Source organism: Nonomuraea sp. B208 (genome assembly GCF_057536035.1).
Genome location: NZ_BAAJOU010000034.1, coordinates 197,716 through 223,872, shown reverse-complemented (window position 1 = coordinate 223,872; position 26,157 = coordinate 197,716). Strand labels below are relative to the sequence as shown.

The 26,157-nt window shown below is 70.6% G+C and carries 24 protein-coding genes; 9 read left to right on the top strand and 15 right to left on the bottom strand.

Features of this window, described 5'->3' with window-relative positions; translation table 11 throughout:
• Positions 1-38: 38 nt before the first annotated feature.
• From AC27IY_RS48275 to AC27IY_RS48260, 4 genes are read left to right on the top strand one after another with little or no spacing between them, the layout of a single operon-like run.
• Positions 39-965: a hypothetical protein gene (locus AC27IY_RS48275; RefSeq protein ID WP_371250953.1), complete on the top strand. Its 927-nt coding sequence runs from the start codon at positions 39-41 to the stop codon at positions 963-965.
• On the top strand, positions 949-2,982 hold the full coding sequence (locus AC27IY_RS48270; RefSeq protein WP_371250954.1) for an nSTAND3 domain-containing NTPase: 2,034 nt from the start codon (positions 949-951) through the stop codon (positions 2,980-2,982). The genes AC27IY_RS48275 and AC27IY_RS48270 overlap by 17 nt, the downstream gene beginning before the upstream one ends.
• Positions 2,979-4,103: a hypothetical protein gene (locus AC27IY_RS48265; RefSeq protein ID WP_344208640.1), complete on the top strand. Its 1,125-nt coding sequence runs from the start codon at positions 2,979-2,981 to the stop codon at positions 4,101-4,103. Before AC27IY_RS48270 ends, AC27IY_RS48265 begins: the two co-directional genes overlap by 4 nt.
• Positions 4,096-5,427, top strand: a complete 1,332-nt coding sequence (locus AC27IY_RS48260; RefSeq protein ID WP_371250955.1) for a DUF4407 domain-containing protein — start codon at positions 4,096-4,098, stop codon at positions 5,425-5,427. The genes AC27IY_RS48265 and AC27IY_RS48260 overlap by 8 nt, the downstream gene beginning before the upstream one ends.
• Here the strand turns inward: AC27IY_RS48260 and AC27IY_RS48255 are convergent.
• The 5 genes from AC27IY_RS48255 to AC27IY_RS48235 form a co-directional block, all read right to left on the bottom strand.
• The gene (locus AC27IY_RS48255) at positions 5,424-7,499 is read right to left on the bottom strand and encodes a hypothetical protein (protein WP_487182026.1); all 2,076 of its coding nucleotides are present in this window, start codon (positions 7,497-7,499) and stop codon (positions 5,424-5,426) included. The genes AC27IY_RS48260 and AC27IY_RS48255 overlap by 4 nt on opposite strands.
• A gap of 336 nt (positions 7,500-7,835) precedes the next feature.
• A complete protein-coding gene (locus tag AC27IY_RS48250; RefSeq protein ID WP_344208646.1) occupies positions 7,836-8,210 on the bottom strand; it encodes a DUF742 domain-containing protein in 375 nt (124 codons plus the stop codon).
• A complete protein-coding gene (locus tag AC27IY_RS48245; protein WP_487182025.1) occupies positions 8,207-10,927 on the bottom strand; it encodes a sensor histidine kinase in 2,721 nt (906 codons plus the stop codon). Before AC27IY_RS48245 ends, AC27IY_RS48250 begins: the two co-directional genes overlap by 4 nt.
• Positions 10,928-11,115: 188 nt before the next feature.
• Complete coding sequence (locus tag AC27IY_RS48240; RefSeq protein ID WP_487182024.1) at positions 11,116-11,784, bottom strand: DUF998 domain-containing protein; 669 nt, start codon at positions 11,782-11,784, stop codon at positions 11,116-11,118.
• A 156-nt stretch (positions 11,785-11,940) separates the two neighbouring features.
• Positions 11,941-13,077, bottom strand: a complete 1,137-nt coding sequence (locus AC27IY_RS48235; protein ID WP_364456902.1) for a S1 family peptidase — start codon at positions 13,075-13,077, stop codon at positions 11,941-11,943.
• A 183-nt stretch (positions 13,078-13,260) separates the two neighbouring features.
• Here AC27IY_RS48235 and AC27IY_RS48230 point away from each other — a divergent pair, with 183 nt between their 5' ends.
• Positions 13,261-13,758: a hypothetical protein gene (locus tag AC27IY_RS48230; protein ID WP_487182023.1), complete on the top strand. Its 498-nt coding sequence runs from the start codon at positions 13,261-13,263 to the stop codon at positions 13,756-13,758.
• Here the strand turns inward: AC27IY_RS48230 and AC27IY_RS48225 are convergent.
• The gene (locus AC27IY_RS48225) at positions 13,752-14,903 is read right to left on the bottom strand and encodes an MFS transporter (RefSeq protein ID WP_487182022.1); all 1,152 of its coding nucleotides are present in this window, start codon (positions 14,901-14,903) and stop codon (positions 13,752-13,754) included. The two genes, AC27IY_RS48230 and AC27IY_RS48225, sit on opposite strands and share 7 nt — an antisense overlap.
• A gap of 145 nt (positions 14,904-15,048) precedes the next feature.
• Here AC27IY_RS48225 and AC27IY_RS48220 point away from each other — a divergent pair, with 145 nt between their 5' ends.
• Entirely contained in the window at positions 15,049-16,326 is a 1,278-nt protein-coding gene (locus AC27IY_RS48220) for a TIGR04013 family B12-binding domain/radical SAM domain-containing protein (protein ID WP_487182021.1), read from the top strand.
• Between the two features lie 14 nt (positions 16,327-16,340).
• On the opposite strand, the gene AC27IY_RS48215 is transcribed toward AC27IY_RS48220, so the two are convergent.
• Positions 16,341-16,604, bottom strand: a complete 264-nt coding sequence (locus tag AC27IY_RS48215; RefSeq protein ID WP_344208661.1) for a hypothetical protein — start codon at positions 16,602-16,604, stop codon at positions 16,341-16,343.
• 65 nt (positions 16,605-16,669) lie between these two features.
• Complete coding sequence (locus AC27IY_RS48210; protein ID WP_423477963.1) at positions 16,670-17,179, bottom strand: VOC family protein; 510 nt, start codon at positions 17,177-17,179, stop codon at positions 16,670-16,672.
• Positions 17,180-17,246: 67 nt separating this feature from the next.
• Between AC27IY_RS48210 and AC27IY_RS48205 the strand changes: the two genes are divergently transcribed.
• From AC27IY_RS48205 to AC27IY_RS48195, 3 genes are all read left to right on the top strand, one after another.
• Entirely contained in the window at positions 17,247-17,741 is a 495-nt protein-coding gene (locus AC27IY_RS48205) for a MarR family winged helix-turn-helix transcriptional regulator (protein ID WP_423451646.1), read from the top strand.
• A 32-nt stretch (positions 17,742-17,773) separates the two neighbouring features.
• Positions 17,774-17,962 carry a hypothetical protein gene (locus AC27IY_RS48200; RefSeq protein WP_329587413.1) on the top strand — a complete coding sequence of 63 codons (189 nt, stop codon included), beginning with the start codon at positions 17,774-17,776 and terminating at the stop codon, positions 17,960-17,962.
• A gap of 97 nt (positions 17,963-18,059) precedes the next feature.
• Complete coding sequence (locus AC27IY_RS48195; protein ID WP_487182020.1) at positions 18,060-19,478, top strand: xylulokinase; 1,419 nt, start codon at positions 18,060-18,062, stop codon at positions 19,476-19,478.
• Between the two features lie 22 nt (positions 19,479-19,500).
• Here AC27IY_RS48195 and AC27IY_RS48190 read toward each other — a convergent pair whose 3' ends face one another.
• From AC27IY_RS48190 to AC27IY_RS48160, 7 genes are all read right to left on the bottom strand, one after another.
• Positions 19,501-20,664: a hypothetical protein gene (locus tag AC27IY_RS48190; RefSeq protein ID WP_487182019.1), complete on the bottom strand. Its 1,164-nt coding sequence runs from the start codon at positions 20,662-20,664 to the stop codon at positions 19,501-19,503.
• Positions 20,661-21,167: a SigE family RNA polymerase sigma factor gene (locus AC27IY_RS48185; protein WP_423451485.1), complete on the bottom strand. Its 507-nt coding sequence runs from the start codon at positions 21,165-21,167 to the stop codon at positions 20,661-20,663. The genes AC27IY_RS48190 and AC27IY_RS48185 overlap by 4 nt, the downstream gene beginning before the upstream one ends.
• Before the next feature lie 61 nt (positions 21,168-21,228).
• Positions 21,229-21,594, bottom strand: coding sequence for a hypothetical protein (locus AC27IY_RS48180; protein ID WP_487182018.1), 366 nt, complete (start codon positions 21,592-21,594; stop codon positions 21,229-21,231).
• Positions 21,595-21,676: 82 nt separating this feature from the next.
• Entirely contained in the window at positions 21,677-22,477 is an 801-nt protein-coding gene (locus AC27IY_RS48175) for a TNT domain-containing protein (RefSeq protein WP_487182017.1), read from the bottom strand.
• Between the two features lie 256 nt (positions 22,478-22,733).
• Positions 22,734-24,230 (bottom strand): arabinofuranosidase catalytic domain-containing protein, encoded by a 1,497-nt coding sequence (locus AC27IY_RS48170; RefSeq protein ID WP_487182016.1) that lies wholly within the window; start codon positions 24,228-24,230, stop codon positions 22,734-22,736.
• Positions 24,231-24,433: 203 nt separating this feature from the next.
• On the bottom strand, positions 24,434-25,702 hold the full coding sequence (locus AC27IY_RS48165; RefSeq protein ID WP_487182015.1) for an RNA polymerase sigma factor: 1,269 nt from the start codon (positions 25,700-25,702) through the stop codon (positions 24,434-24,436).
• Between the two features lie 57 nt (positions 25,703-25,759).
• The gene (locus tag AC27IY_RS48160) at positions 25,760-26,134 is read right to left on the bottom strand and encodes a YciI family protein (RefSeq protein WP_344208680.1); all 375 of its coding nucleotides are present in this window, start codon (positions 26,132-26,134) and stop codon (positions 25,760-25,762) included.
• Positions 26,135-26,157: the final 23 nt, after the last annotated feature.

Here is a 26,157-nt window from a genome sequence, read left to right as displayed (position 1 = left end):
ACTCCGTGGGATCTTTTCCGCAACCACAAGGTGACGTGATGCTCGATTCCGATTTCAGCCGCCGCTTGATCATGGCGGTCGATGCAGAGGGATACGGCCGCGGCGATGATCTACGGCACGACTCGATCCAGTCGGGTCTGGCCCAGGTCATGGACCGTGGCGCCCGTGAGACCGGACTGCGCCGTGACACCTGGACCCGCCAGGAGGCGGGCGACGGCGAGGTCATCGTCCTCCCGGACGGCGAGCCCGAACTCCGGGTCATCGACGACCTGATCCGTCGCGTACGCAAAGCACTCCACGACCACAACCGCGAACGCCGGGACGACGCCCGTCTACGGATCCGCGTGGCCATCGGCCACGGCGTCGTGAAGCGCGGCGCGATGGGCTTCGTCGGCCAGGTCGTGGTGACCACCTGCCGGCTGCTCGACGCGAAGGCCGCTCGTGCCGCCCTGAAGGCGAACCCGCGCGCCGACCTGGTGCTGATCCTCACCGATCGGCTCTACGAGGACGTCGTCCGGCAGCTCCACACCTCCTATAGGCCGGAGTCCTTCACCCGACTGGAAGTGCCGACCAAGGAACGCACCGAGATCGCCTGGATGTGGATCCCCTCCGAAGACCTGGACCAGAAGGGAACCCTCGACATGGACAACCTGCCCGAGGTCGCCGACACCCTGTGGGCGCTGATCGCCGGCGGCGCCCTCGAACGTCTGGGTGCCTACGGCACCGAGACCGGCCTCGGTGGCGCCAGGAGACTGCTCGCGAAGATCAAGGCGTTCCGGTCCGAGCAGGGCCGACCGGCCGACCCGGAGTCCCGCGACGACCTGCTGGAGTCCCTGGAGAGGCTGGTGCGGGTCGACGCCGCCGCGAAGCAGTTCGCCCAGCAGTTCAACGCCGAGCAGATGACCGTCAACCTGATCACCGCCCCCATTTCCGGCGAGGAGATCAACTTTGGCATCCGAAACTGACTCGCCGCCCGAGGGGGTGAGGATCGGCGGAGAGGCCACGCCGGTCGATCTGACTGATCAGCCTCAGTCGACGGACGAGATCTTCGCGCAGGTCTCCCACGTCCAGACCGTCATCAACCACATCCACGGCAACATCGGGGGAGCCTCCTTCGGCATCTCGGATTCCCGCCCCAAGTCGCGCCGCACGTCCGGCCCCGTATCCCAGCACGAGATGGCGGAGGCTCGCACCTGCTACGTACGCCACGCCAGTTACAGGGCCGCCGCCGAACAACTGGAGAGCAACAACATGGTGGCCTTGATCGGCAACGCCGGCACGGGCCGACGGACGGCAGCGCTCAATCTGCTTCACGATGTCGTCGCCGCCCGGCCCGACATGGTGGTGGAACTCAGTCCGGCCTACACGCTGGAGAAGCTGGCCGCCCGCGAGATTCGGCCAGGCCACGGCTATCTGCTGTGCGACTGGCCCAAGGACGACGTCGAGGGGAGCATCGCTGACTTCCACGTACGGGAGATCAGGCGCCGCGTGCGGGATGCCGGAGCTTACTTGGTGATCACAGGGACGGCTACCTCGCTGCCCGACGGGGACCAGATACCCTGGCTGCCGCCGCCGGCCGGCGACGTCCTGCGGGCCCACCACGTGGCGTCCGAGATCGCTGACGAGGCGGCCGCCCAGATCACCGCCGACCATGCCATGGCCGACGTGGTGGCACTGGCGCGCGAGCTGGCCTCAGGGGTTCCGCTGGACAAAGCGCTCGACAGGCTGGAGTCCGCCGGGCGCCGTGACGTGGTCGCCTGGTTCGACGGCCCACGCACCCGGGGTGAGCTCTTCGAGATGGCTGCCATGGCCTTCACCGCCGGTCTTCCGGAAAGCGGCTTCGAGATCCTGCTCGCCCGGCTGGAGTCCATCGCCGGCATCGGCGGGGAAAAGGCGGATGCCATCTCGGCCGACGATCCGATGCCGAGCCGCCGCCTGCTCCGGGTGGCAGAGGGCTCGCTTTTCGGCCTGGCACCGGGGCGCAGGCTGGTGTTCAAGGTCGAGGGGCATCGAACGCACGTCATGCGGGAGCTGTACCAACGGCACGGCATGCGGTTGTGGGATCCGGTCATCGAATGGCTGCATGAGTGCGCCAATCTTCGCGACCCGAGCGTACAGGCGGAGATCGCCAGGGGCGTGGCGGTTCTGGCCTCCGTCACGGACTACTCGTACGTCGAAAGCACGTTTCTCACCCCATGGGCCCGAGGAGGGGGCGTCATGCGCAGGCAGGCGACCGCCGCGATGGCCATCTCATGGTTGTGCCTGGACGAAACGACCCGTCCGGAGGTTCTGCGTACGGTCACCTCGTGGACGAGGGCATCCGCGGTCAGACCCAAATTCACCGCCAGCCTGGCCTGGTCCGGTGAGCTGGGCATCCGATTTCCGCTGGAGGCGACCCGGATGCTCTGGCTGCAGATCAAAGTCAGCGAGAAGCCGGTTCGGCACGCAGAGATCGCATTGGCTCGGCTGTTCGCAGCGCTGACCGAGGCCACCGGCAACGCCCTCCCGATGCTCGATCGGATGGCGGCTCAGATCAGCAACGACAGACGGATCGGCCGCGCAGTCGACCCGTCGATCCGGGCGATCTTGAGTGTCCTGTCGGCTCGCGCGGACGGGGTCAGGGTCCCCACAGTCACCGCCCACCTGCGTAGTCGCCCCGAATCAGCTATCCCCCTCGCCCAGCTGTGGTCGGCGGTTCTGGTCAAGCGCCCTCACCGCAGGGACGCGCTGGCCGCCCTGTACGACGCCGTCTGCGCGTTCGACGAGCGTGACGACGACGACCGCAGCCGTGTCCGTGCCCTCTTCGCAGCGCTCGTGGAGGCGCTTCCTGCGAGGGAACGGCCGCTGCTGGCCCATGATCTGCGGCGTTACGCGATCTCCCGCAACACCGACGAGAACCGGATGGAGCTTCTCCTGTCGCTGCTCCGGATCTTCTTGAGCCCCGCTGCACTGTCCCTCGACACCACTGGAAAGCGTCCATGAGCTACCCCGTGATCAGGCAGGTCCCCCTTGAGCCTGTCGCCAGGAAAGGGTTCCTGAGCAAGCCCCGCCGGCCGATCTCCAGCCTGCCCCGCCAACTTCCGCACGAGCGGCTCGTCTTCGAATACGACGGCACGTTCGTGCTGGGCGACCGGCGGCTGCACGGTGACGAACCGCACGTGCTGCACGGCGACAGCGTCAGCGTCGTGGACGTGTCCAAGGACCACCCGGTGACGATCCACGTACCGATCAACTCCTCTGGCGCCCACGACTTCAGGGTCGCGGTGCGGTTCCACTGCACGGTCGACGAACCGATCGAGGTGGTGCGTGCCGGTCTGACCGATGTCTCCGATCACCTCGTCACCTATATCCGGGCCTACCACAAGCTCTTCGAGCTCGGCCGCGACTACGAGTTGCACCAGGTCCACGACCTGTGGACGCTCGTGCACGCCCAGGTGAAGGCCTACGCGACCCTGGTGCCGTGTGTGCTGTCCGGCATGACCGCCGAGTTCTCCGGCCTCGACGTGTACGCCCCCGAAGAGATCGCTCGGGGGCGGCGGCACTACGAGACCAGTCTGCACAACATCCAGGGCGAACACGGCCTCCGCGACGCCAGGCGCAAGCTCGACCGTGACTTCGAGCTGGACGAGCAGGACTACCTGCACACCAAGGGTCGTAGCGCCAACGACTTCACCCGGCAGGAGGCGACCCTCGACCGGGATCAGCAGATCAGCGAGGCCACGAAGGTCAGGGACTTCCTGAACAGCGGTCCTGGCGCCGCCGACAGTCTGTACGTCACGGTGCACGGCCTCAGCGAGCAACAGGTCGCCGAACGGTACGCCGCCCTGGGAGACCGTGAGTACAGCGCTGTCCAGCACAGGATGCAGCGCGAGCACGAGTTGCAGGTCGTTCAGGCTCGTGGCAGGGCCGAGGTCGTCCGGGCGGCGATCGCCCAGGGCCTGTTCAACGAGAACACCGGAAAGGAACTGCTTGCCTCGTTCGACGATGTCGAGCCGGACGCGGAGGCGAGGGACCTCGAAGGCCCGGCCTATGAGCCCCGCGCCGAGGTGACGGCCGGCGACCCCGACGACGACTTCTTCATGGAGGAGGACGTCCGTGGTTGACATCCTCCACGAGTCCAAGGCCGGCGAGCAGCGCGGACGGCGTCCCCGGCGCCGGGAGCGGCTCACGCTCGGGGTGTTCCTGCGTCGGTTCACCGGAGTCGACGAGAAGATCCTCGCAAGTGTCCCGCAGGAACGTTCCCGCTACACCAGCCTCGGCGCAGTCGTGATCAGCACCGCGCTCATCGCGGGCACCTCCATGCTGGGCGCGCTGACCCTGCTCTCGCAGGCGTCCCTGCTCTACCTGGTGCCGGTCGCGGCGCTGTGGGGCCTGATCATCGCCAACATCGACCGATTCCTGATCACCAGCCTGCACGGCGACAACGACGGCTGGACCCGCTGGGGCAACCTGCTCATCCGCCTCGCCCTCGCCGTCGTCATCGGGATCTTCATCGCCGAACCCCTCACCCTGAAGATCTTCCAGGAGCGGCTCGATCGGCAGATCCTGGTGGAGCGCGACCAGGCGATCAGCTTGACGGAGAGCCGATACAAGCAGTGCAACCCCCTCGACGGGCCAGCTCCTTCGGGGGTCGACTGCACCGGCTATCTTCTCGACGGCGGCGACCAGGCGCTCGCCATCGAACGGAACATGACGCAGAGGCAAAGCAGCCTCAAGGCCGCCGAAGACCAGTTGGCGGCAGACATCAACCGACGCCAGGAGTTGGAGGCGCTCCGCGGACGGGAGTGTAACGGCATAAAGGTGGCGAACCGCACCACAGGCGTCGAGGGCAACGGCCCTGAGTGCAAGGTCCGGACGAACGATCTCACCACCTTCCTCGCCACCCATGACATTCCCCGACAGCAGGCGGAGATCGCGAAACTGAGGACCGAGATCGGCTCGCTGACGGCCGATCGCGCCAGCGCCGAAGAGCAGCGTTCGACGGCTCTCAGCAAGAAGATCACCGCGCGCGTCGAGGAGAAGAAGCGGGCCTACGCCGACATCGGCCTGCTGGACCGATGGGAGGCATTGGGCACACTCGCAGGCCAGAGTGGCATGGTCAACTTCGCTCACTGGTTGCTGCGGATCATCTTCGTCCTGCTCGACTGCATGCCGATCATCTCGAAGATGCTGAACGGCAAGACCGAGTACGACCGCCTCCTCACACAGGAGCTGCGCGCCGGCTCAGCCTGTCACGAGGCCGAACTGAACTTCACCACCCGGCAGACCACCGGCGAGTACGAGATCAGGCTGCGCGAAGAGGAACGCCGGCTGAAAGCCGAACGCGGCCGGATCGACCGGGACCAGCGCGTCGACGAGGCCTCCAGGGACGACGAGATCGACCGCCTCGCCCGCACTTTCATGACCTCGACGCCCACGCGCCGTTAGACCACCGGATCGCCGTCGGGCTCGGGAACCATCTCAGCATCCTCCTCTGTCATGCCCGGATCGGTCCCGGTCGCGGCCAGCGTGGCGATCCGGGATGCGGCCTCGTTGCGAGCCAGTCGGCATACGGTGAGCATCGAGTTCAGGCTGGCCCGCAGGTCGTCCTTGACCGCTTCGAGAGCCGCGTCCCTACGGAGCCAAGTGACCTTCCGCACCTGCCGGAAGTCGGCAGGCTCGTACGGATGGTGTTCGTAGGGCCCGGTGACCTCCCCGATGGCGATGCGGCCGGGAAGCGATTGGAGCGGCATGACCACCAGGTCTCCGGGCTGGATCTCGGTGGTGAATCTCCAGAGTTGTCCCATCCAGTTGGCGATGGTGTTGGGATTGTCCGCCGGGAAGGCGTTGCGCAGGGCGTCCGCCAGCGCCTCCCGGGTCGGGTATCGGCTGAGGTCTCCCACCTCATGCCAGCCGACGATGATCAGGCCCTCTTCCAGCGCTCGCACTTCACGCTCCCCCTCGCTGCCGCCGCGCACCAGCCATGCGCGAGGTGAGGTGTCTGCGTTCAGGAGGTCGTTCAGCGCTCCGATGACGACCGTGGAGGCATCCGGCCTTTGCAGCGCGATCGGTGCCAAGGACGGCCTCCTCGCGAAGTTGGCGGCGGAGAGCTGCGCCGGCATGCTCGCCCACCCGGGAAGCACGGAGAGGGCGTGAGCGAGCCGCTCCAGGCGATCCACCGGCACGCCCCTGTTGCGCATCCACTCGAAATTGATCGACAGCACCGACTTGCTCACGCCGGTGTAGATGCTCCACATCGCTGCCTCGTCGTGCCCGGTGCTGAACCAGGCGGTGACGGAGGGATGGGCGGCTTCCCCGAAGTAATAGCCCCGGAAGGCTGGATGGCCCTCCGCATGCCGATAGACCGCGAGGAGTGTGTCGGCCACGCCAGGAGGACAGTATTCGTCGAGGGCGTGGAGAAGGCTCTCCTCGGTCCATCTCGACAGTGCCCGGATCGCGCCTCTGCGCTTCGCGTCAGGCTGGACCGGAGCAGCCCCCAAGGAGCCGGCCTCGGCCGGTGGGAGACTGTGATCCGTGGCCGGCGGCAGGTCACCGAGCGCCTGGAGTATCGCGATCACCACCGACTCGAGCACATCGATGGTCTGCTCGGTCTCCTGCGCAGTGATCCTCATCTTGCGGTGGAAGCTGCCCGGGTCGTGGTCGCCGGTGTGCGCGATGTTGTTCCGGCGTCTGGCTATCTCGGCAAGCTTCCTGCGTATCCGATCGGCCGCGATCGGCTCGCGCGGGTCCTGATCAGTCAGCTTGCCCGCGACAGTTGTCCACAGACTGACCTTGCTGACATGAGAGAAGCCTTCCGCGATCTTGTCCGGGTGCTGGAAGGTCTTGAACTCGAAGAAACGCTCCAGTGCGGCACGGAACGCGTCCTCCAGCGGCTCGGCGTTCCGGTGTACTTTCTCCACCAGCTCGACCGGCATGGACAGGCGGCTGAAGTTGTTCGGACGCGGGGATCCCGGCCTCTGCGCCAGCGCCACGGCCCGATCGATGATCTCTTGAGTGACCCAATGGTCGAGGGCCGCGACGGCCTGGGTCCATGCAGCACGGTAGAGATCAGTGACGTCGAAGGCGGCGACGCCCAATCTTTCCAGATTGCGACCGCCGTGCACGAGTTGCCGGGCATAACCCAGGTTGCGTTGATATTGCTCGAACGCATTGGGGAAATCACCGGCCCTGATGAGCCGCCGCTCACGGTACTGGCGTTGCAATTCCCGATATATGGCGATATCTGGGAAATCGTCCAGCGCCTTGATCCCGATGCTGGTTATCGACCAGCCGTTCCTTTTGGTCATCCATCCCAGGGACGCCGCCTCGCCGGTGCGGAAGCTCACTTGGGTCCACCAGAGGATCTCGCCGTGCGCGTCAGGACGTCGCAGGTCGCGTGGTATCTCAACGCGCTCCGCTATCGCCTCACGTACAGCGCCGGGCTGCATCGGGCCCCCAGTCTCACGTAGCACCTCCAGGGCTATGCGGAAAATCGGCATAATCTGCTCGGCGAAGGACATGCGACACGCCTCTCTATGCCCAAATATCAGCCTCGGCTCAGCCGCGAGGATATCAATACTCCCCAGGAGAAAGAATCATCGCGCAACACGGGTGGCCAATAAGTGCAATGAACCCGTGCTGCATTACGGGAATGCGCGAGATCGCGTGATTGCGGTGAATCGGACTGCCATGGCCGGCGACCGCGGCTTCGGAGGCTCGTCGTGAGCTCCCCAGGCCGGCCAACAGGCGTCAACCTCGGGGAGCGGTTTTCGACTTCTTCGGCCCCGCCCGGAGCGGGGTTCCATCGCCGCACACCGCGTACGTGCGCGGACCTCGGCGAGGCAGAGGAGAGCGCGTCAGAGCGCCCTCAGGCCGTTGATCACTTCGCGGAGCAGGCTCTCCGTGGGTGAGGACGCGCGGTCGCGTTGCGGGCGGACCGCCACCAGGCCGTACTCCAGCAGGTCGCCCAGCAGCACCCTGATCACGCCGACCGGCAGGCCGACCTCCGAGGCCAGTTCGGCCACCGGCGTGGACTTGCCGGACAGGCAGGCGAGCACGCGGCGGTGCTGGGCGCTCAGTTCGGCGCCCGACGGGGCGGGCAGCCCCGTCGCGCCGACGTTCGCCAGCAGGTCGAGCGCCGAGGACGCGGGTCTCGTGCGTCCGCGCGCCACCGCGTAGGGCCGCACGACCGGCCCGGCCTCCTCATCGACCCATTCGTGCTCGCGGCTCACGATTGAGTTCCCCCATCCTGGTCGCTGTCCTGGCGGCCGCGCTGCCAGCCGGACTGGAGCGAGGAGAGCAGCGCCCTGGCCTCCTCGGGCGAGCGCTCCGGCGCGGGCGCGGGCTCCGGCGGCGGCGCCTCCTTGAGGCGCGGCGACAGGCCGTTCTGGCGCTGTCTGCGGGGCAGGCTCGCCGGGGGCCGCCCGTCGGCGGTCTGGGGCGGGCCCGCCTGCTGCTCGGCGGGCTGCTGCCCGCTCGTACGCGCCCGCCGCGGCAGGACCGCCGGCCCGTCACCGTTCCGCACCGGCGGAGCCACGGCAGGACCACCGCCGCCCCGGAACGGGGAGACGTCGGGAGCGTCGCCGCCCCGGAACGGTGAGACGTCGGGAGCATCGCCGCCCCGGAACAGAGAAACCTCCGGCGCGTCGCCGCCTCTGAGCGGGGAGACCTCCGGCGTGTCACCTCCGAAGGGCGAGGCCGCAGGGGTGTCGCCGCCCCGCAACGGGGAGACCTCCGGCGCGTCGCTGCTCCGGAACGGAGAAACCTCGGGCGCGCCGCCCCCGAAGGGCGAGGGCGCGTCGTTGCCCCGGAACGGGGAGACCTCCGGCGCGTCGTCGCTTCCGAACGGCGAGAGTGCGGGGGCGTCGCCGGTGCCGCCGAAGAGTGGGGCGGGGTCGGGGCGGGGGCCGAGTTCGTCGTCCAGAGGCTGGGCGGGCTGTGGGAGGGCGGGGCCGCGTCTGCTGGTGTGCACGCGCCGCGGCAGCCCCCCGTTCGCCGCGTTCCCGTTGGTCGCCGGCCCGTCCGTACGCACCACCGACACGGACACCGGCTCGAAGTCCAGCGCCTTCGCGGGCGTCACCAGCGGCTCCACGAGCGACCCAGGCACGAGCACGATGGCGGTGGTGCCGCCGTACGGCGACGGCTTCAGCGTCACCTTGATCCCGTGCCTGGCCGCGAGCATGCCGACGACGGCGAACCCGAGGCGCTCGGTCTGCGCCGCGTCGAACTCCGGCGGGCTGGCCAGCCGGCAGTTGATGGCCTGCCGGGTGGCCTCGTCCATGCCGAGCCCGCGGTCCTCGATCTCGACGGCGAAGCCCCTGCCCACCATCTCGCCGCGTACCGAGACCTCGTTGCTGGGCGAGGAGAAGGCGGCGGCGTTCTCGATGAGCTCGGCGAACAGGTGCATGAGGTCGGCGACCGCGGCTCCGGAGACGCCGGCCTCCGGCATCGGGTAGACCCGGACCCGGGTGTACTCCTCGACCTGGGCGGCGGCGCCGCTCAGCACGTCCTCCATCGGGATGACGCCGCGCCACCTGCGCCCGGCCGAGCCGCCCGACAGCAGCACCAGGCCCTCGGCGTGGCGACGCATGCGGGTGGTCAGGTGGTCGAGCTTGAACAGAGGTTCCAGCGCCTCCGGCTCCTCCGTCTGGCGCTGCATCTCGTCGAGCAGCTTGAGCTGGCGCTGCAGCAGCGACTGGCTGCGCCTGGCCAGGTTGCGCAGCGCCTCCGACAGGCCCTCGCGGAGGTGGGCCTGCTCGACGGCGGCGTCCACGGCCGTGCTCTGCACGCTGTCGAAGGCCGCGGCGAGGTCGGCGACCTCGCTGGTGGCGTTCCTGGCCACCCTGATGGGCGGCGCCTCGGCCGCGATGTCCACGCGCTCGCCCTTGCGCAGCTTCGCCACGACGTCGGGGAGCCTGATCTCGGCCAGGTCCAGCGCGGTACGGCGGAGCGCCGCGAGCTCACGCGTGATGCGGCGGCCGAACCGTACCGAGATGAAGATCGAGACGATGACCGCGACGAGGCCGAGCGCGCCCGCGACGGCGGCCTGGACGACGATGGCGATGCCGGCTGGCTCCATCCGGCCGAGCAGCTTGTCGCCGGTGCGCCAGACGGCCTCCTGGTATTCGTCCTGCACCTGGGTGGCGATGCCGCGCCAGAGCTCGATGTCCAGCGGCTGGCCGCTGATGGTGCTCTCCACCAGGTTCTCCATGGTGACGTACTTGGGGGAGTAGTAGATCCGCTCGAACGGGGCACGCAGCTCGGTGTCGAGGTTGGCGAGGGCCTTCGGGAACAGGTACGCCCTGGAGCCGTCGATGCCGGCCAGCATGTGGAGGTCGTGCATGGTGGCGCGGCCGTTCGAGGCGATGATCAGCGCGTGCTCGCGGCTGAGCAGCTCGCGCACCTCGTCGGCGGCGATCACGCCCTGGGCCTGGAGCGAGAGCTCGACGTCGGTGCTCATGTTGAGCCGCGAGTACAGCAGGTGGATCTCGTCGGAGATCTTGGCGTACTCGGTGACCAGGCTGCCCGGGGTGAGTCGGCGCTCGTCCACCTTGCGGCGGATGTCCGGGATGCGGTCGATGGCGGCGAAAACCGTCTGGAGCTGGTTCTTCATGTCCGGCGTCAGCGCCGCCTGTACGTCCTCCGTGGCCGCGCTCTGCGTCAGGCGCTTCCTGCTGGCGTCCACCTTGGCGCGGGACTCGGCCAGGGCGTCGGGATCGGTGACGTTGTTCCCGAGGCGCTCGGCGGAGGCCAGGCGCTCCTTCTGGAGGTTGCCGATCAGGCCGTCGGAGTGGTTGATGACGCCGGTCCAGATGGTCTCGACCTTGAGCAGGTTGAGCGCCTCACCCGTCGTGGTGCTCGCGGCGAAGCCCCACAGTGCGACCAGGGAGACCAACGGGATGACGAGCAGCGTCGAGATCTTGAATCGGATGGATCTGCCCGATGCCATGACACCTGCTCCCGGATAGAAGATCGCGGGAGAGAATAGCATCGAAACGCCTGGTTTTAAGATCGACTAGCGATAAATCTGTGATATGTCGGGAAAACGGAGGCTTTGGGGCCCCTGGGGACACCCCATGTGACCTGCCGGAAACCGCCCGCTCAGGCCCCCGGGCCCCCGGACCCCAGGTCCCCGCGTCAGGCCGCCGTCGTCAGCTCGCTGCGCACCCGGGTGGCCGTCCGGGCCAGGGCGGGACGCCACGACAGCCACGCCAGCCAGAACGCCAGCACGCCCAGCAGCGTCACCTCCGCCCCCAGCAGCAGCCGCTCCACGAGCCCGATCATGACCCGCTCCCCCGGCAGGGCCACGTACGTGATCGCCAGCAGCCCGAACCCCCCGGCCAGCGCCACCCACTCCACGACCCGCGCCACGGGCTTCCACGCGGCGTCCGCGGTCAACCGGGGCACCAGGAGCGCCCCTGCGGCCGGCAGGCTCACGAAGGCGGCGACGGACACGTACCGGTGGATCTGCGCCGCCAGGTCGAGGTCCTGCCCGATCGGCGTCGTCGGGATGACCGCCGCCACCATCAGCGCCCCCGACCACAGCAGCAGCAGGCGCTCCGGCATCCCCCGCACCGGAGCGCCCGCGGACCGCAGCCCCGCCAGCAGGGCCAGCGACCCGAGCCCGAGCACCGCCATCGCGACCTCCGTGACGCCCCCGCGGTCGGAGACGGCGTACTCGCTGATGGTCACGTTCATGGGGTCGAGGTAGGGGTCCGGGCCGAACTGACCGGCCGCCACCGCGATCACCGCGAACACGATCGAGCCACAGGCGGCGGCCGGGAGGAGCTTCTTTGCTGCGGTCATGCCACCACCATCCCGCCGCCGCCCCTCCCCCGGCATCCGGCGCCGTCCCCGATCCGCCCCTGACCCGACCCTGACCTCCTCAGGGTTCCGGGCACGAAAAGGACCGCGCAGCGTGCCCGGGTCTGGTGGGCGCGCTGCGCGGCGTGGGGGGAAGGATCAGCCGGTACGGAGGGTGAGCCCGTACGCGCTCAGAGCCTCATTGACCGGCTGGTGGTACGTGGTGCCGCCGACCGAGCAGTTGCCCGAGCCGCCGGAGGTCATGCCCTGGGCCTGGTTGCCCGAGATGAACGAGCCGCCGGAGTCGCCGGGCTCGGCGCAGGCGCTGGTCCTGGTCAGGCCGGTGACGGTGCCCTGGGAGTACCTGACGGAGGCGTTGTGCTGCTGGATGGTGCCGCAGCGCCAGCCGGTGGTGGAGCCGGAGCGGCAGATGGACGCGCCCACGGACGCCTGCGTGGACCCGCGTACGGTCACGTTCGCGCCGCCGGAGCCGCGCACGTACGGCGTGGCGGTGTTGCCGCTGTCGGCGGCGACCCACGCGTAGTCGTTGCCGGGGAAGGACGAACCCTGGAAGGTGCCGGACGGGTTCGAGGTCCTGTTGCCGGCCCGGCCGCAGTGGCCGGCCGTGGTGAAGCCCTGGACGCTGCCCTTGGTGACGGGGAAGCCGACGCTGCACCGGCTGGAGCCGATGTAGTACGGCGCGCCGCCGATGATGTTGATGAAGAGCGTCGGCTGCTCGGCCGTCGCCGCCACGCTCACCGCGCCGCGGTCCACGCCGGCGGCGGCGACCAGCGCCTCGGCGGCCTGGACCGTGGGCGCCTGGACGGAGACGGTGTTGGTGGTGACGTCGACGTACCAGAGGGTGGCGTTGTTCTTGGCCTTGCGGGGGGCCTGGTCCAGCTTCTGCTTGACCGCGTCGAGGTCGGCCAGGGAGCGCTGGACGACGACGGGCTGCGCGCCGCGCGCCGAGATGGCCGGAGCGGCGGCGGCGTCAGTGGTGGCGACGTTGAGCTTGCTGGCGTCGGCGTTGAGCCAGGCGCCGCCGAACGAGCCGCCGAGCTGGCTGCTCAGCGCGGTTTCGGTGGCGGCGGCGCGTTCCTCGTTGGCGAGCCGGGTGACGACCTGCGCCTCGGAGAGGCCGAGGTCGCGCTCCATGGCGTCGATCACGGCCGGGGGGACGGACGGGGAGGCTGCTTGAGGCGCGGGTTCCGCCGCTGCCGCGGCCGAGCTGAGGGGGGTGGCCAGGCTGACGGCGAGGATGATGCCGCCGGCCAGCGCACAGCGTTTACTCGACATGTGCACTCCTCGGGTGGGGGTGCTGTCAAGCTAACGGCTGGTAGGGCCGCCGTTCAGATGTTAATGAGCCCCTATTTCGGTGTTATGGCGGCTTTTTGGTCCTGGTTCAAAAGGTGACATCTCCCGCCTTAAAGGCGAACGCCGAGGTGGGCCGGTAATGTCCCGGGGCTGGAGGTGTTGTCGGTGCGCAGTGGTGTTCGTCATCTTCTCGGCGCCGGCGCGGGACTGCTGGCCACGCCGCTCGTGGCGGCGGGTTTCGCGTACGGTCACGTCCAGCTTCGCGTCGCTCCCGACTGGCTGCCGCTCGCCGCGTTCGCGGGCGCGGCGCTTCTGGTCGGCGTCCTTTCCGGATCGCGGCTCTCCCCGCTCGCCTCGCTGCTGCCCGGCCTCGCCCTGACCGGGCTCGCGGTCGCGGAGCCGGCCCGGCTCGACCTGAGCTGGCTCCGGGCGCCCGGCATGTACCTGGCCGGCGGGCAAGTGCTCAGCGCGTACCTGGCCGCCGTCGAACAACTGGTGAGCTTCGGCGCGCCGGCCGCCGGGTGCGTGCTGCTGGCCGCCTCCGCCTTCCCGTCCCGGTGGCGGGCCCGGCCGGCCGCGCCGGAGGCGCCCCCTCCCCCGCAGCCGGAGGAGGAGACGCCCGCGCCGCCGCCGCTGCCCAAGCGGATCCCGTCGCGCTACTGAGCGACGACCCGCTCCCTGCGGCCGGCCAGCACGGCGACCACCAGGTACGGCACCGCGAACAACGCGAACGCGGCCCCGTTCGACAGCCGCCCGGAGACCGCGCCGTAGCCGGCGTAGACGGCTAGCGTGATCACGTTCACGCCGAGCCCGGCCACCGACGTGACGGTGGCCCTGGCCGCCCCGCCGATCCGGTCCTGCAGCCGGGCGTCGGCCACCACCCCGGCGAGCTGGAACGCGCCGAACGCCACGGCGATCAGCACGAACCCGGCCGGATGCCCGCTCAGCGCCCCGGCCGCGAGGGCGACGGCCGCCGCCGCGACGGTGAGGCCGTAGGCCCGGTCGGGCAGCCGCGCCGCGACCCCGGCCAGCAGCCCGCCGGCCGTGGCCCCGATCCAGACGACGAGCACCAGCAGAGGCACGGTGCTCTGCGCGACGCCGGTCTCGACGCCCAGGAACGGGATGTACTCCTCCAGCGCGCCCCAGATCGCCGTGACGACGGCGACCAGCAGCAGCGCCCGCAGCACCGCGCGATCGGCGCGCGCCGCGGCGAGCCCCGAACGCAGGACCGCGAGATAGCCCTCCTCCCCGGCCGCGCGCGGGGCGCGGTGCTCGGGCAGCGTCAGCGCCGTGACCGCGCAGAGGACGCAGGCCGCCACGCTGGCCGCGCCGACGACGGCGTAGCCGCCGGCCGCGAAGACGGGCACCGCCAGCCCGATGGCGAGGGCGTTGGCCACGAGCCCGGCGGCCTCCGCCCGGCCCATGACGGCGGCGTAGCGGTCTTCCTGGCCCCGGCGCTGCAGCTCCTCGTACGCCAGGGCCTCGTAGGAGCCGGACACGAGGGCGCCCTGCGCCCCCCACAGCACGAACCCGGCGGCGAAGGCCCAGAAGGACGGGACCGAGACCCACAGGGCGTAACCGGCCCCGGCCAGCAGCGGGCCGAGGAACAGCAGCAGCCGCCTCGACACGGTGTCGGCCCAGGCCCCGGACGGGACCTCCAGCACCATGCCCGTCACCGACCAGATGACGAACAGCACGGATGCCTCGGCGACGGACACCCCGGCGTCGGCGAACAGCAGCGTGTAGACCGGGTAGAGCAGGATGAATTCGCCTAAGAACGCATAGGCGTACAGCTTGAAGACGAGCATGAGGCCCTCCAGCAGGACGAACAGGATCTCCGGGAGCTCGTCGCCCCGGAGGTCCGCGCGCCCCGCGCGGGCCTGCGGCCGTGAGTCATCAATGTCGTCGGATCATGCCCGCGAGTCTAGCGGCCCCGCTGCTACCCTGCGGTGCGTGGCCAGGGCAGTGAGCGTGGTGGTGCGTTATCGCAAGGCGGTGACGTACGGCGTGCACGCGCTGCTCGCCGCGCTGGAGACCGCGCAGGTCGAGCACGAGCTGCGGCTCGGCACCACCCCCGAGGAGACCGCCGGGCACATCAGGGACACCGGGGCCGACCGCGTGCTCACGCTCTGGTCGTTCTACTCGCCGGACGCCGAGGCCATGGCCGCCGAGCTCGCCGTGGTCAAGGAGCTGAGCGGCGGGCGCGGCCTGCACATCGCGGGCGGCGTGCACGCCACGGCCGAGCCGCAGCAGGTCATCGACGCCGGCTGGGACCTCGCGGGCATCGGCGAGGGCGAGTCCACGATCATCGCGCTGGTCCGGGCGCTGCGCGAGGACGCGCCGCTCACCACCGTGCCCGGCCTGGCGATCAGGGACGCCGACGGGGTCGCGCTCCGCACCCGGCCCGCGCCGCAGCTCCCGCTGGACGCGTTCCCGTCCTTCGTGGGCAGGAACGGACCCATCGAGATCACGCGTGGGTGCCGTTACACCTGCCGCTTCTGTCAGACGCCGTTCATGTTCGGCGGCCAGTTCCGGCACCGGTCGGTGGCGAGCGTGCGCGAGCACGTCCGGGGCATGGTGGAGCGCGGGCTGAAGGACATCCGGTTCATCACGCCCACGTCGCTGTCGTACGGCTCCCCCGGCCCCGACCCCGACCTCGGCGCGGTGGAGGAGCTGCTGGCGGGGGTGAAGGAGGAGCTGCCGCCGCACGGCCGGGTCTTCTTCGGCAGCTTCCCGTCGGAGGTGCGGCCCGAGCATGTGACGCCGGAGGCGATGCGCCTGCTCAAGCGGTACGTCGCCAACGACAACCTGATCATCGGGGCCCAGTCGGGCTCGGACAAGGTGCTGGCCGCCTCCGGGCGCGGCCACGACACCTCACCGGTGCGCGACGCGGTCCGCATCGCGGTCGAGCACGGCTTCCGGCCCAACGTCGACTTCATCTTCGGCATGCCCGGCGAGGACGAGGCCGACCAGGCCGCCTCGCTCCGGCTCGCCGCCGACCTGGCCGAGCTGGGCGCGCGCATCCACACGCACACGTTCATGCCGCTGCCCGGCACGCCGTGGCGGGACGCCGAGCCGGCCTTCATCCCGCTGACGACCATGCGCGAGCTCGACCGGCTGGCGCAGCGCGGCGACGCCTACGGGCACTGGCGCAAGCAGGCCGAGCACTCGGCCCGGCTGGCCGAGACCGCCAAGAACTACCCGCGCCGCGCCCGGCGCAGGCGCGCCTGAGCGGGCTGGGCGGGTCAGGCCGGGCGGCCCGCGTCGTCGTCCTCGTCGTGCCCGTCGTCGAAGGCGGCGGTCAGCGCCCGCTCGAACGCGTCGCTGACCGGCCGCAACGCCTGCGAGAACGCGTTGACGAGCGGCCCGATGATCTCGGACACCTCGGTCATGAGGTCGGGGCTCTTGCTCTCGGGAGGCGCCCAGCGCATGGCGTCGGCGCTCAGCGTCTCCCATTCCTCGACGACACCGTCGATGGCGTCGAGCACATGATCAGGATCGCTTGGCATGACGGCTCCCCGCGGCGAGAAAGGGGTCAACACCACGGTAACCCAGCCGGGGGCGCGGCGACCGTTCAGGCCGGGACGGAGACCCCCACGCCGCCGCGCGTCCGGGCGCCGAAGCGCTCCTTGTCGGCGGCGAGGTCGAGCGGCCTGATGCGGGAGCGGGCGGCGAGGATGTCGTCGGTCAGCAGCGCGGCCGGCACCAGCCAGGACACCTCGAACTCCAGCCCGTCGGGGTCCTTGGCGTACAGCGCCTTGGTGGAGCCGTGGTCGGAGGCGCCGACCAGCGCGTCCAGCTCGCTCAGCCGGGCCGCGATCCGCTCCAGCTCGTCGAGCGTGTCCACCTCCCAGGCCAGGTGGTAGAGCCCGACGGAGGTGCGCCCGGCGCCGGACGGCGCGGCGTCCGCGCCGATCTGGAACAGGCCGAGGTCGTGGTCGTTGGTGGAGCCCGGCGCCTGGAGGAAGGCGGCGCCGCGCATGCTCATGACGACCTCGAAGCCGAGGGCCTCGCGGTAGAAGGCGACGCTGCGCTCGACGTCGCGGACGTACAGGACGGCGTGGTTGAGGCGCTGGACCGGCATGATGATCCCCTTTCGCGGGTGTCTCGCCTTAAGTATATGAGAGTTCAACTAAAATGGGAGGGTGACGATGACGACCCGATGGCTGGACGAGGACGAGCAGCGGACCTGGCGCGCGTTCCTGGCGGCCACCCGGCACGTCCAGGAGACGCTGGACCGGCAGCTCCAGCGCGACGCGGGCATGCCGCACGCCTACTACGAGATCCTCGTGCGCCTGTCCGAGGCTCCCGAGCGCACGCTGCGCATGAGTGAGCTGGCCAGCCGGGCCGGCAGCTCGCAGAGCCGGCTGTCGCACGCCGTGGCGCGACTGGAGGAGCGCGGCTGGGTGCGCCGCGAGCGCTGCCCGGCCGACGGCCGCGGCCTGCTCGCCGTCCTGACCGACGACGGGTACGCCGCGCTCGCCGCCGCCGCTCCCGGCCACGTGGAGGAGGTCAGGCGGACCTTGTTCGACGTGCTGGAGCCGGGCCAGGTCGCGGCGCTTGAGTCGATCTGCACCGCGATCGTGTCGTCTCCCGGCGGGACACACGGCGGAGGTAGCGCGCGAAGTGTCGGGCCGAGGCCGTAGCGTTCTCCCGGTACCCGAGCGAGGAGAGGCCGATGCACCACTCAGAGAAGGCGCTGTTCCTGGCGGTCCACGGCATCGCGGGGCGGTTCGCCGGCCAGCCCGTGCCCGTGGTCATGGAGGCGCTGCTGCGCGGCCTGCCCAAGGCCCCCGGCCTTGAGGTGACGGAGATCCGCAAGATCGCCGAGGAGATCAGCGTCGGACGCGATCCCTCGGGCTTGTGACCGCCTGATCGCAGGGGGAGGGGACGGGCGAAAACGGCACGGCGGGGTTACCATTTGTCGCGTCTGATCCAGCTTGCGCCCGACAAGGAGTCCGTGAGTGACGCTGGTCGCCGGGGTCGATTCTTCGACGCAGAGTTGCAAAGTCGTCATCCGTGACGCGGAGACGGGCGCGCTGGTCCGCGAGGGCCGGGCCCGGCATCCCGAGGGCACGGAGGTCCACCCGTCGCACTGGTGGGCGGCGCTGCTGGAGGCCCTGGAGGGCGCCGGCGGGCTCGACGGGGTCGCGGCCGTCAGCGTGGGCGGGCAGCAGCACGGCATGGTCTGCCTGGACGAGTCCGGAAATGTCGTACGCGATGCCCTGCTCTGGAACGACACCCGCTCCGCCCGGGCCGCCGCCGACCTCACCACCGAGCTGGGCGGCCCCCAGGCGTGGGCCGACGCGGTCGGCTCGGTGCCGGTGGCGTCGTTCACGATCACCAAGCTGCGGTGGCTGGCCGAGCACGAGCCCGACAACGCCCGCCGCACCGCCGCCGTCTGCCTCCCCCACGACTGGCTGACCTGGCGGCTGGCCGGCGCGCTCGCCTCCGGCGTCCCGTTCTCCCGCGAGGGCTGGGCGGACGCGCCGCTCGCGCCCCTCGACGCGCTCACCACCGACCGGGGCGACGCCTCCGGCACCGGCTACTGGTCGCCGTTCACCGGCTCCTACCGCACCGACCTGCTGAAGGCCGCCTTCGGGGCGACGCCGCTGCTGCCCCGCGTGCTCGGTCCCACCGACCGGGCCTACGACGGCGGTGTCCTGCTCGCGCCCGGCACTGGCGACAACATGGCCGCCGCGCTCGGCGTGGGCGCCCGCCCCGGCGACGTCGTGGTCTCGCTCGGCACCTCGGGCACCGCCTTCGCGGTCGCCGAGCAGCCCAGCGCCGACCCGACGGGCGCGGTGGCGGGGTTCGCCGACGCGACGGGCCGCTTCCTGCCGCTGGTGTGCACGCTCAACGCCGCCCGCGTCCTCGACGCCGCCGCCCGCATCGCCGGCGTCGGCCTCGGCGAGCTGAGCGACCTCGCGCTCCAGGCCCCCGCCGGGGCCGGCGGGCTGACCCTGGTGCCCTACCTCGAAGGCGAGCGCACCCCCAACCGCCCCACCGCCACCGGCTCGGTCCACGGGCTGACGCTGGCCACCGCCACCCCCGCCCACCTGGCCCGCGCGGCCGTCGAGGGCATGCTGTGCGGCCTCGCCGACGCCCTCGACGCGCTGCGCACGCGGCCCGAACGGGTGCTCATGATCGGCGGCGCCGCCCGCTCGGAGGCCGTCCGGCGCATCGCGCCGACCGTCTTCGGCGTGCCCGTCACCGTGCCGCCCCCCGCCGAGTACGTCGCCGACGGGGCCGCCTACCAGGCGGCGACGCTGCTGACCACGCCGGAGTGGCGGGGGGCGGAGGAGACGGCCACGTACGACGGCGAGGCCGTCCCCGAGATCCGCGCCCGCTACGCCCGCGCCACCGAGCACATCCTCGACTGATCGTGCCCACTCATCGGCCCGCTCATCGGCCCACGGTCGGGGCGTAGGGCTCGCGCCAGAGCTCCCGGCCGGCGGCGTCGTACCCGACGACCTCGAAGCCCTTCCCGTAGATGTCGCCGTCGCGCCCGTGCCGGCCCGCGAACAGCCGCACGCCGATCCCCCACGGGTCCTTCCTGGTCGTGGCGGCCGCCCTGCGCCCGTCCGGGAAGACCAGCTCGACCTCGGTCGTCCGCACGTCCGCCACGACGCCGAACCAGCGGCGCTCGCGCTCGTGCAGCAGCACCGGGATCCTCCCCCCGCCCAGGTCGCGCAGGAGATCCTTGGCGCGTACGAGGTCGGCGGCCACCGGATCCCCGTCCAGCCGCCAGATCAGAGTGCGGTCGGGGACGTCGAACACGTTGGCGCTCAGCCCGCCGCCCAGCCGCAGCACCGTCCCGACCGGCTCGGCCGTCGCCTCCGGCACGGTCAGCGGCGTGTGCGTCGCCGTGGCCACCGTCAGGCCCCGCGCGTCGGTGAACTCGAAGCCCGTCACCCGGGTCGAGGCGGGCAGGGTGACCGTCCAGATGGCCCGGGGCGCGCCGGCCGGACGTGTGATCTGCCCGGGCGTCCTTTGTCCCGTGGCCGAGACGGCGTTCACCCCCGCGACCTGGTCGCCGGCCGCGCCGAAGTACAGCGTCTCCTCGGGCGGCGGCCACGACTCGGTGGTTCCTTCGAACGACGTATCCCCGCTGACCGGCCCGGCGTTGCAGGAGGACGACGACCCGCCCGTCCTGTTCCGGTACAGCCGGCAGAAGGCCAGTGCGCCGTCGGAGCGCCGCGCGTACCAGAGCTCCATGGTCCCGCCGAGCGCCGGGTCGTCCACGACCAGCCGGTCGCCCAGCGGCGGCTTGCCCTCCAGCCCGATCTCGCGGTCGGACGCGTGCACACCGGCGGACGGCACGGGCCGGAGAACGCCGGTGGCCACGTCCCCTCCGCCGCCACCGCCCAGCCCGGTCGTCACGACAGCCACGGCCGCCGCCGCGCCCCCCACCGCCGCCAGCATCCGCATCCGGTCCCGCCGTCTGCCCCGCGACCGCGCCACGACCCGCCCCGGCAGCCCGGCCGGCGACTGCGGCGCGTCCTCGGCCGCGTGCCGGAGCGTGCTCCGCAGCAGGCCCTCCACCCGCTCGTCCTCGGTCATCATCATGAAACGCCCTCCTCGGCCTCGCGGCGGTCGTGCGACAGGGCGGAACGCAGCTTGCCGAGACCCAGGGAGGCGTGGCTGCGCACCGTCCCGCGCGAGATCCCGAGCACCCGGGCGATCTCCTCGTCCGCCAGGTCCTCGTAGTAACGCAGGACGAGCACGGTCCGCTGCTTGCGCGGCAGCCCCTTCAGCGCCTCCCACAGCCCCTGCTCCGCCTCGGACGGCAGCAGGTCATGGCGTACGGGTGCGTCGGGCACCTCGCCGAACAGGTGCTCCCGCCTGCGACGCCGCCAGACGCTGATGTGCAGCCTGGCCATGATCGTGCGGGTGTACGCCTCGGGGTCCTGCTTGCGCCGTACGCGGGGCCAGGCCCGGTGCAGCCTGATCAGCGCCTCCTGCGTCAGATCGGCCGCGTCGTGGGCGTTGCCGCTGAGCACGTAGCCGTAGCGCAGCAACGCGTCGGCGCGATCCGCCACGAAGCTCTCGAACCTGGAGTCATCCTCCAAGATCCAACCTTTCCTCGTTCCGTCCCCCTGTAGACGGACCGAGCCCCCGAACTGTTGAACCTCACCCGGTCGCCTTGGCCTCACTCATGAGCCAGGCGCAGATCAGGGCGGTGACCACGAAGCCGATCGTCGCGGGTACGGCGACGAAGAGGTAGAGCGGGAGGTTCCCGTCGGGCATCCAGGAGCCGTAGTCCGGCTGGAGGAAGGCGACCGCCAGCATGGCGAACGGCGCCAGCATCCCCACGAGCGGCCAAGGAGACAGGCGGGCCAGCCACGCGGCCACCAGGCTGAGCGGGAAGGGCGCGAGCGCGAACGCCGACAGCAGCTTGAGCTCGGAGTCCGAGTCACGGGTCGGCCAGTGGAGGAGCAGCAGCAGCGCGAACGCCACCGCGGCCCCGGCCAGGGCGGACCTCAGGATGAGGCGCACAGCGTGATTCTGGGGCATCAGCCGCGGCCGGGTCGACGTCAGGGGCCCCTGCCGACCGGAGGTCGGCGGGGGCCCTGCCGGTTCACTTGACGGCGGTCACGAGATCGACGGACGCGAACGGATTGAACTCCTCCAGGAACCCCCTGGCCACCAGGACGCTCACCGGCACCTCGTCGTTCGTCTGCGGGAACCCGGGGACGAGTCTGCTGATCACGTGATACTGCGTGCCGCCGCCCGGCATCTGGAACGCGGGAGCGGCCGGGCCCACCTCGACGCCGAACGCGGTTCTCACTACGAACGCGTGATAGTTGCACAGGTTCATGGGGGCCGCGGAGCTGGTGTTCAGGTTCCGCGGCGGCAGTCCGCGCCTGATGAACAGGTCGCCCATCGGTGCCAGGAACGAGCCCGCGTTGCTGCCGAACCGGTCGAGCTTCATGCCGGGCTGCAGGGTGGTCGTCTTGAGCAGCAGCCGGCCGTTCGGGTAGTTGCCGGAACGGCCGAAGCCGGAGTCGGGCGGGAAACGGTAGTTGCGCATGTCGTAGTCCCAGTAGCGGGCGAGGAAGTGCTGCGGGGCGAGGCCGCCCAGCGGCACGTAGCCGTGCAGGATCGCCCCCAGATAGCCGGTTCTCGGCAGGACGGTCGGCCCGAGGTCGGGGTCGCCGGTGATGTAAGGGGGGCCGCAGACCCGCTTGCCGGGCACCGGGACGGCGGCCGACCCGCCGGGCGTGTCCTTGCTCGAAGACGGCGTGCTGAGCTCCGGCTGCTGGACGAGCCGGGTCTCGGGCTGGACGGCGCTCTCGGCGTACGCGGCCGTGCCGCCCATGGCGCTCAACATCGTGCATATCGCGGCGGCCAGCATGGCGCCGCGTCGGTTTTCCGGCATGACTTTCCCGTCGATCCTCAATGGCGAACGAATGAGAACTGATCACCAGAGAATGGACGGCCAAGCGCCGCATATAGTGATCGATTCCTACATTCCCGCCATCGCCGGAATCGCAATCTCGGGCACTCTAAGAGAACAGCAAAGCTCGAAGGCTAAATTGTCATATGTGGTGATTTGTATTCGATGTCGGTTATGGGGCGCTCCTCCTCGACGGCCGCGCGGCCGTCGAGGAGGAGCCGGAGCGAGCGGGCCGGCTCTACGGTGCGATCGACCAGAGCTGGCAGGTGTTGTTGAGCCACATCCACAACCGGACCGGCGTGCCGTTCGCCGTGCCGCAGTTCTGGTTGTCGAGCACCATGCCGCTGTTCTCCACCACGAGCTCGTACCGCCCGTTGCCCGCGGGCACGACCGCCCACTGCTGGCAGAGGTTGCCGAGCGGCTGCCACAGGTTGACGGCCGTGCCGAGGGCCAGCCCGCAGTTGACCGCGTCGAGCACCTTGCCGGCGTTGACGTTGGTGATCGTCCACTTGTTCGCGCCGACGCTGGTGAAGCGCCACTGCTGGCAGGCGTTGCCGAGCGCCTGCCACTGGTCGATCTGCGTGCCGTTGGCCGTGCCGCAGTTGACCGCGTCGAGCACCTTGCCGCTGGCGAGGTTCGTGATCCGGTAGGTGGCCCCGTTCACGGGGAAGGTGACGCTCTTGCTGTAGCCGACGGAGACGATGTTGGCCTGCACGGCGTTCTCCGTGGCGTCGCTCGGATAGCCGCTGGTCATGACGCCCTCGAAGAACGAGCCGACGGAGCCGTTGCTGTTGTCGCCGCCGATGCCGAGGATGATGGCGCCCTGCTTGGTCATCGGGCGGTAGCCCGCCTGGGTGGGCAGCGGTCCGTCGTACCGGGTCGCCAGGCCGCCGGACTGGGCGTTGCCGTCCTTGATGGCGTACGTCGAGGTGCCGTTGTTCTTCAGCATGGCCGTCACGAACGCGGAGCTGCGGCCGGTGTTCGCGGTCCAGGAGCCGTTGCCGCCGGCGAACAGCCCGTTCTCCAGGTCGGCCGCGACGCGCGGCCCGCCCGCGCACGGCGAGAACCAGCAGAGCGTGCCGAAGTAGATCGCGTCCATGTCGCCGTTGCCGGTGTCCATGTTGTTCGTCTCGGCGTTGCCGTAGTCGAAGCAGCACCGGTCGTTGACGTGCGTGCCCTCGGTCACCATGTACATGCCCTCGGGCTGGCTGCCGGTGGCGACGCCGTTCGTCGCGTTGTTGCGGTAGCCGTTGCCCGCCGACATGTAGATGCCGTAGACCTTGTGGCCGCCCGCCGTCACGGGCAGGGCCGCCGCGTTCGCGCCCTGGTCGGCCGTGGGGTTGGCGCCGCCGCCCGGGGCGATCGTGAGGTCGTTGTGGCGCGAGGTCTGGTCGTAGACGCGGACGATCGTGCAGTACGTGCCCGAGCAGAAGGAGTCCTGGGTGGCGGCGTTCGCGTAACCGCCGGCGCTGAGCACGCCGATGTTGGCGGTCGCGCCGTCGGACCAGCGCCGCACCTGGTAGAGCGGCCCGTTGTAGGAGCCGAAGAGGGCGCGGGTGGTGCTGTGCGCGGCGACGCACGGCGTGCCGCCGTTCGCGTAGATGTCGCAGGACGATGTGCCGGCCGCCTGTGCGGTGCCTGATGGCACGGCGACCAGCGCGGTGACGACGAGCGCCGCCGAGGAGGCGACGGTGAGGGCCGTCCGCCGCCAATGGCGCAAGGACCAGAAACCCATGATGTGCCTTTCATGTGCGGCGAGGCAGCGCGGTGCCAGGCGATGAAGGAGATGATTGTTAGCGCTAACATATGTCGCTGTAAAACCGACTTGTTAGCGCTAACATTTATGGCCATAACATTTCCGCGGTGTTTCGACCAAAGTGTCATCGCCGGGATGGCGGCTGTCAATAGCCGTCGAAGGCCGGTGTCAAATCCGCGCGCTCAGGCCAGGCGGGCGCCGAGTGCGGCGGCGCGGTCCAGGAACAGGTCGCGCTCGCGGGCGTTCCTGGTCAGCTCGGCCGCGCGCCGGAACTCGGCGCTCGCCTCCTCGGCCCGCCCCAGCTTGGCCAGCAGGTCCCCGCGTACGGCGGGCAGATGCGCGTACCCCCGCAGGGCGCGCTCGTCCCGGAGGCCGTCGGCGATCTCCAGGCCGCGCGCGGGCCCGTACGCCATGCCGACCGCGACCGCCCGGTTCAGCTCGACGATCGGCGAGGGCGTGAGGTGGGCCAGCAGCCGGTAGAGGGCGGCCATGCGCTCCCAGTCGGTGGCCTCCGGGGTGAGCGCGCGGGCGTGGCACGCGGCGATGGCGGCCTGCAGCCCGTACGGACCGAGCGTGCCCAGCTCCTCGGCGCGGCGCAGCGCCGCCAGGCCCCGGCGGATCAGCAGCCGGTCCCAGCGGCTGCGGTCCTGGTCGAGCAGGAGGATGGGCGTGCCGTCGGGGGCGGTCCTGGCCGGGAGCCGCGACGCCTGGATCTCCATGAGCGCGAGCAGGCCGTGGACCTCGGGCTCTTCCGGCATGAGCCCGGCCAGCACGCGGCCCAGGCGCATGGCCTCCTGGCACAGCGACGGGCGGATCCAGTCGTCGCCCGCGGTCGCCGCGTACCCCTCGTTGAAGATCAGATAGATGACCTCCAGGAGGGAGGCCAGCCGGGCCGGCAGCTCGGCGGGCGGCGGCAGCTCGATCGGGATCCTCTTGTCGGCGAGGGTGCGCTTGGCGCGCGAGATGCGCTGCCCGACGGTGGGCTCGGGGACCAGGAAGGCGCGGGCGATCTCGGCGGTGGTCAGGTTGCCGAGCAGGCGGAGCGTGAGCGCCAGCCGGCCCTCGACGGGGAGCGCGGGGTGGCAGGCGGTGAAGATCAGGCGGAGCAGGTCGTCGCCGATGTGGTCGTCGAGGGCGTCGTCCAGCTCGGCCTGCGCCGACTCCTGGCGGAGCTCCATGTCCATGCCGATCTCCTGCAGCTTGCGCTGGTAGGTGTCGCGGCGGCGGAACTGGTCGATGGCCCGGTGCTTGGCCGTGAGCGTCAGCCACGCCCCCGGATTCTCGGGCACGCCCTTGACCGGCCACTCTTCGAGCGCGGCCACCAGGGCGTCCTGCGCCAGCTCCTCGGCCAGTCCGATGTCGCCGACCATGCGGGCCAGAGCCGCGATGACCCGGGCGGACTCGATCCGCCACACCGCCTCCACCGCCCGATGCGCAGCAGCTACCGTCATATGTCCTGAATACCACCAGGCCGGGGATCATGTCCCCGGCCTGGTGGAGCGGCCCGGTCAGGCCGGCGGGGCGAAGTCCTCGGGCCCGAACAGCCGCAGGACGTCCGACTCGCCCTCCCATCCCGGCCACAGGTCACGGTGCAGCTTGACGAAGCGGGTGGTCCATTCCACGACCTCCTCCTTGCTCCTGACCTCGTACAGGGCGTAGCTGATCAGCTCCTTGGCCTCGGCGAACGGCCCGTCGCTGACGGTCAGCCGGCCTCCGCTCACCTCGACCCTGGCGCCCTCGGAGCTGGGGGCCAGGCCGCTGTTGTCGAGCAGGACCCCGGCCTCGGTGGCCTCCTGACCGAGCTTGAAGATGGCCTCCATGAGGTCGGCCGGCGGCGGTCCGGCGGGCTGGGCGGTGGCCTTGAACGTGACCAGGTAGCGCATCGTGAATCTCCTTCTCGTCATGA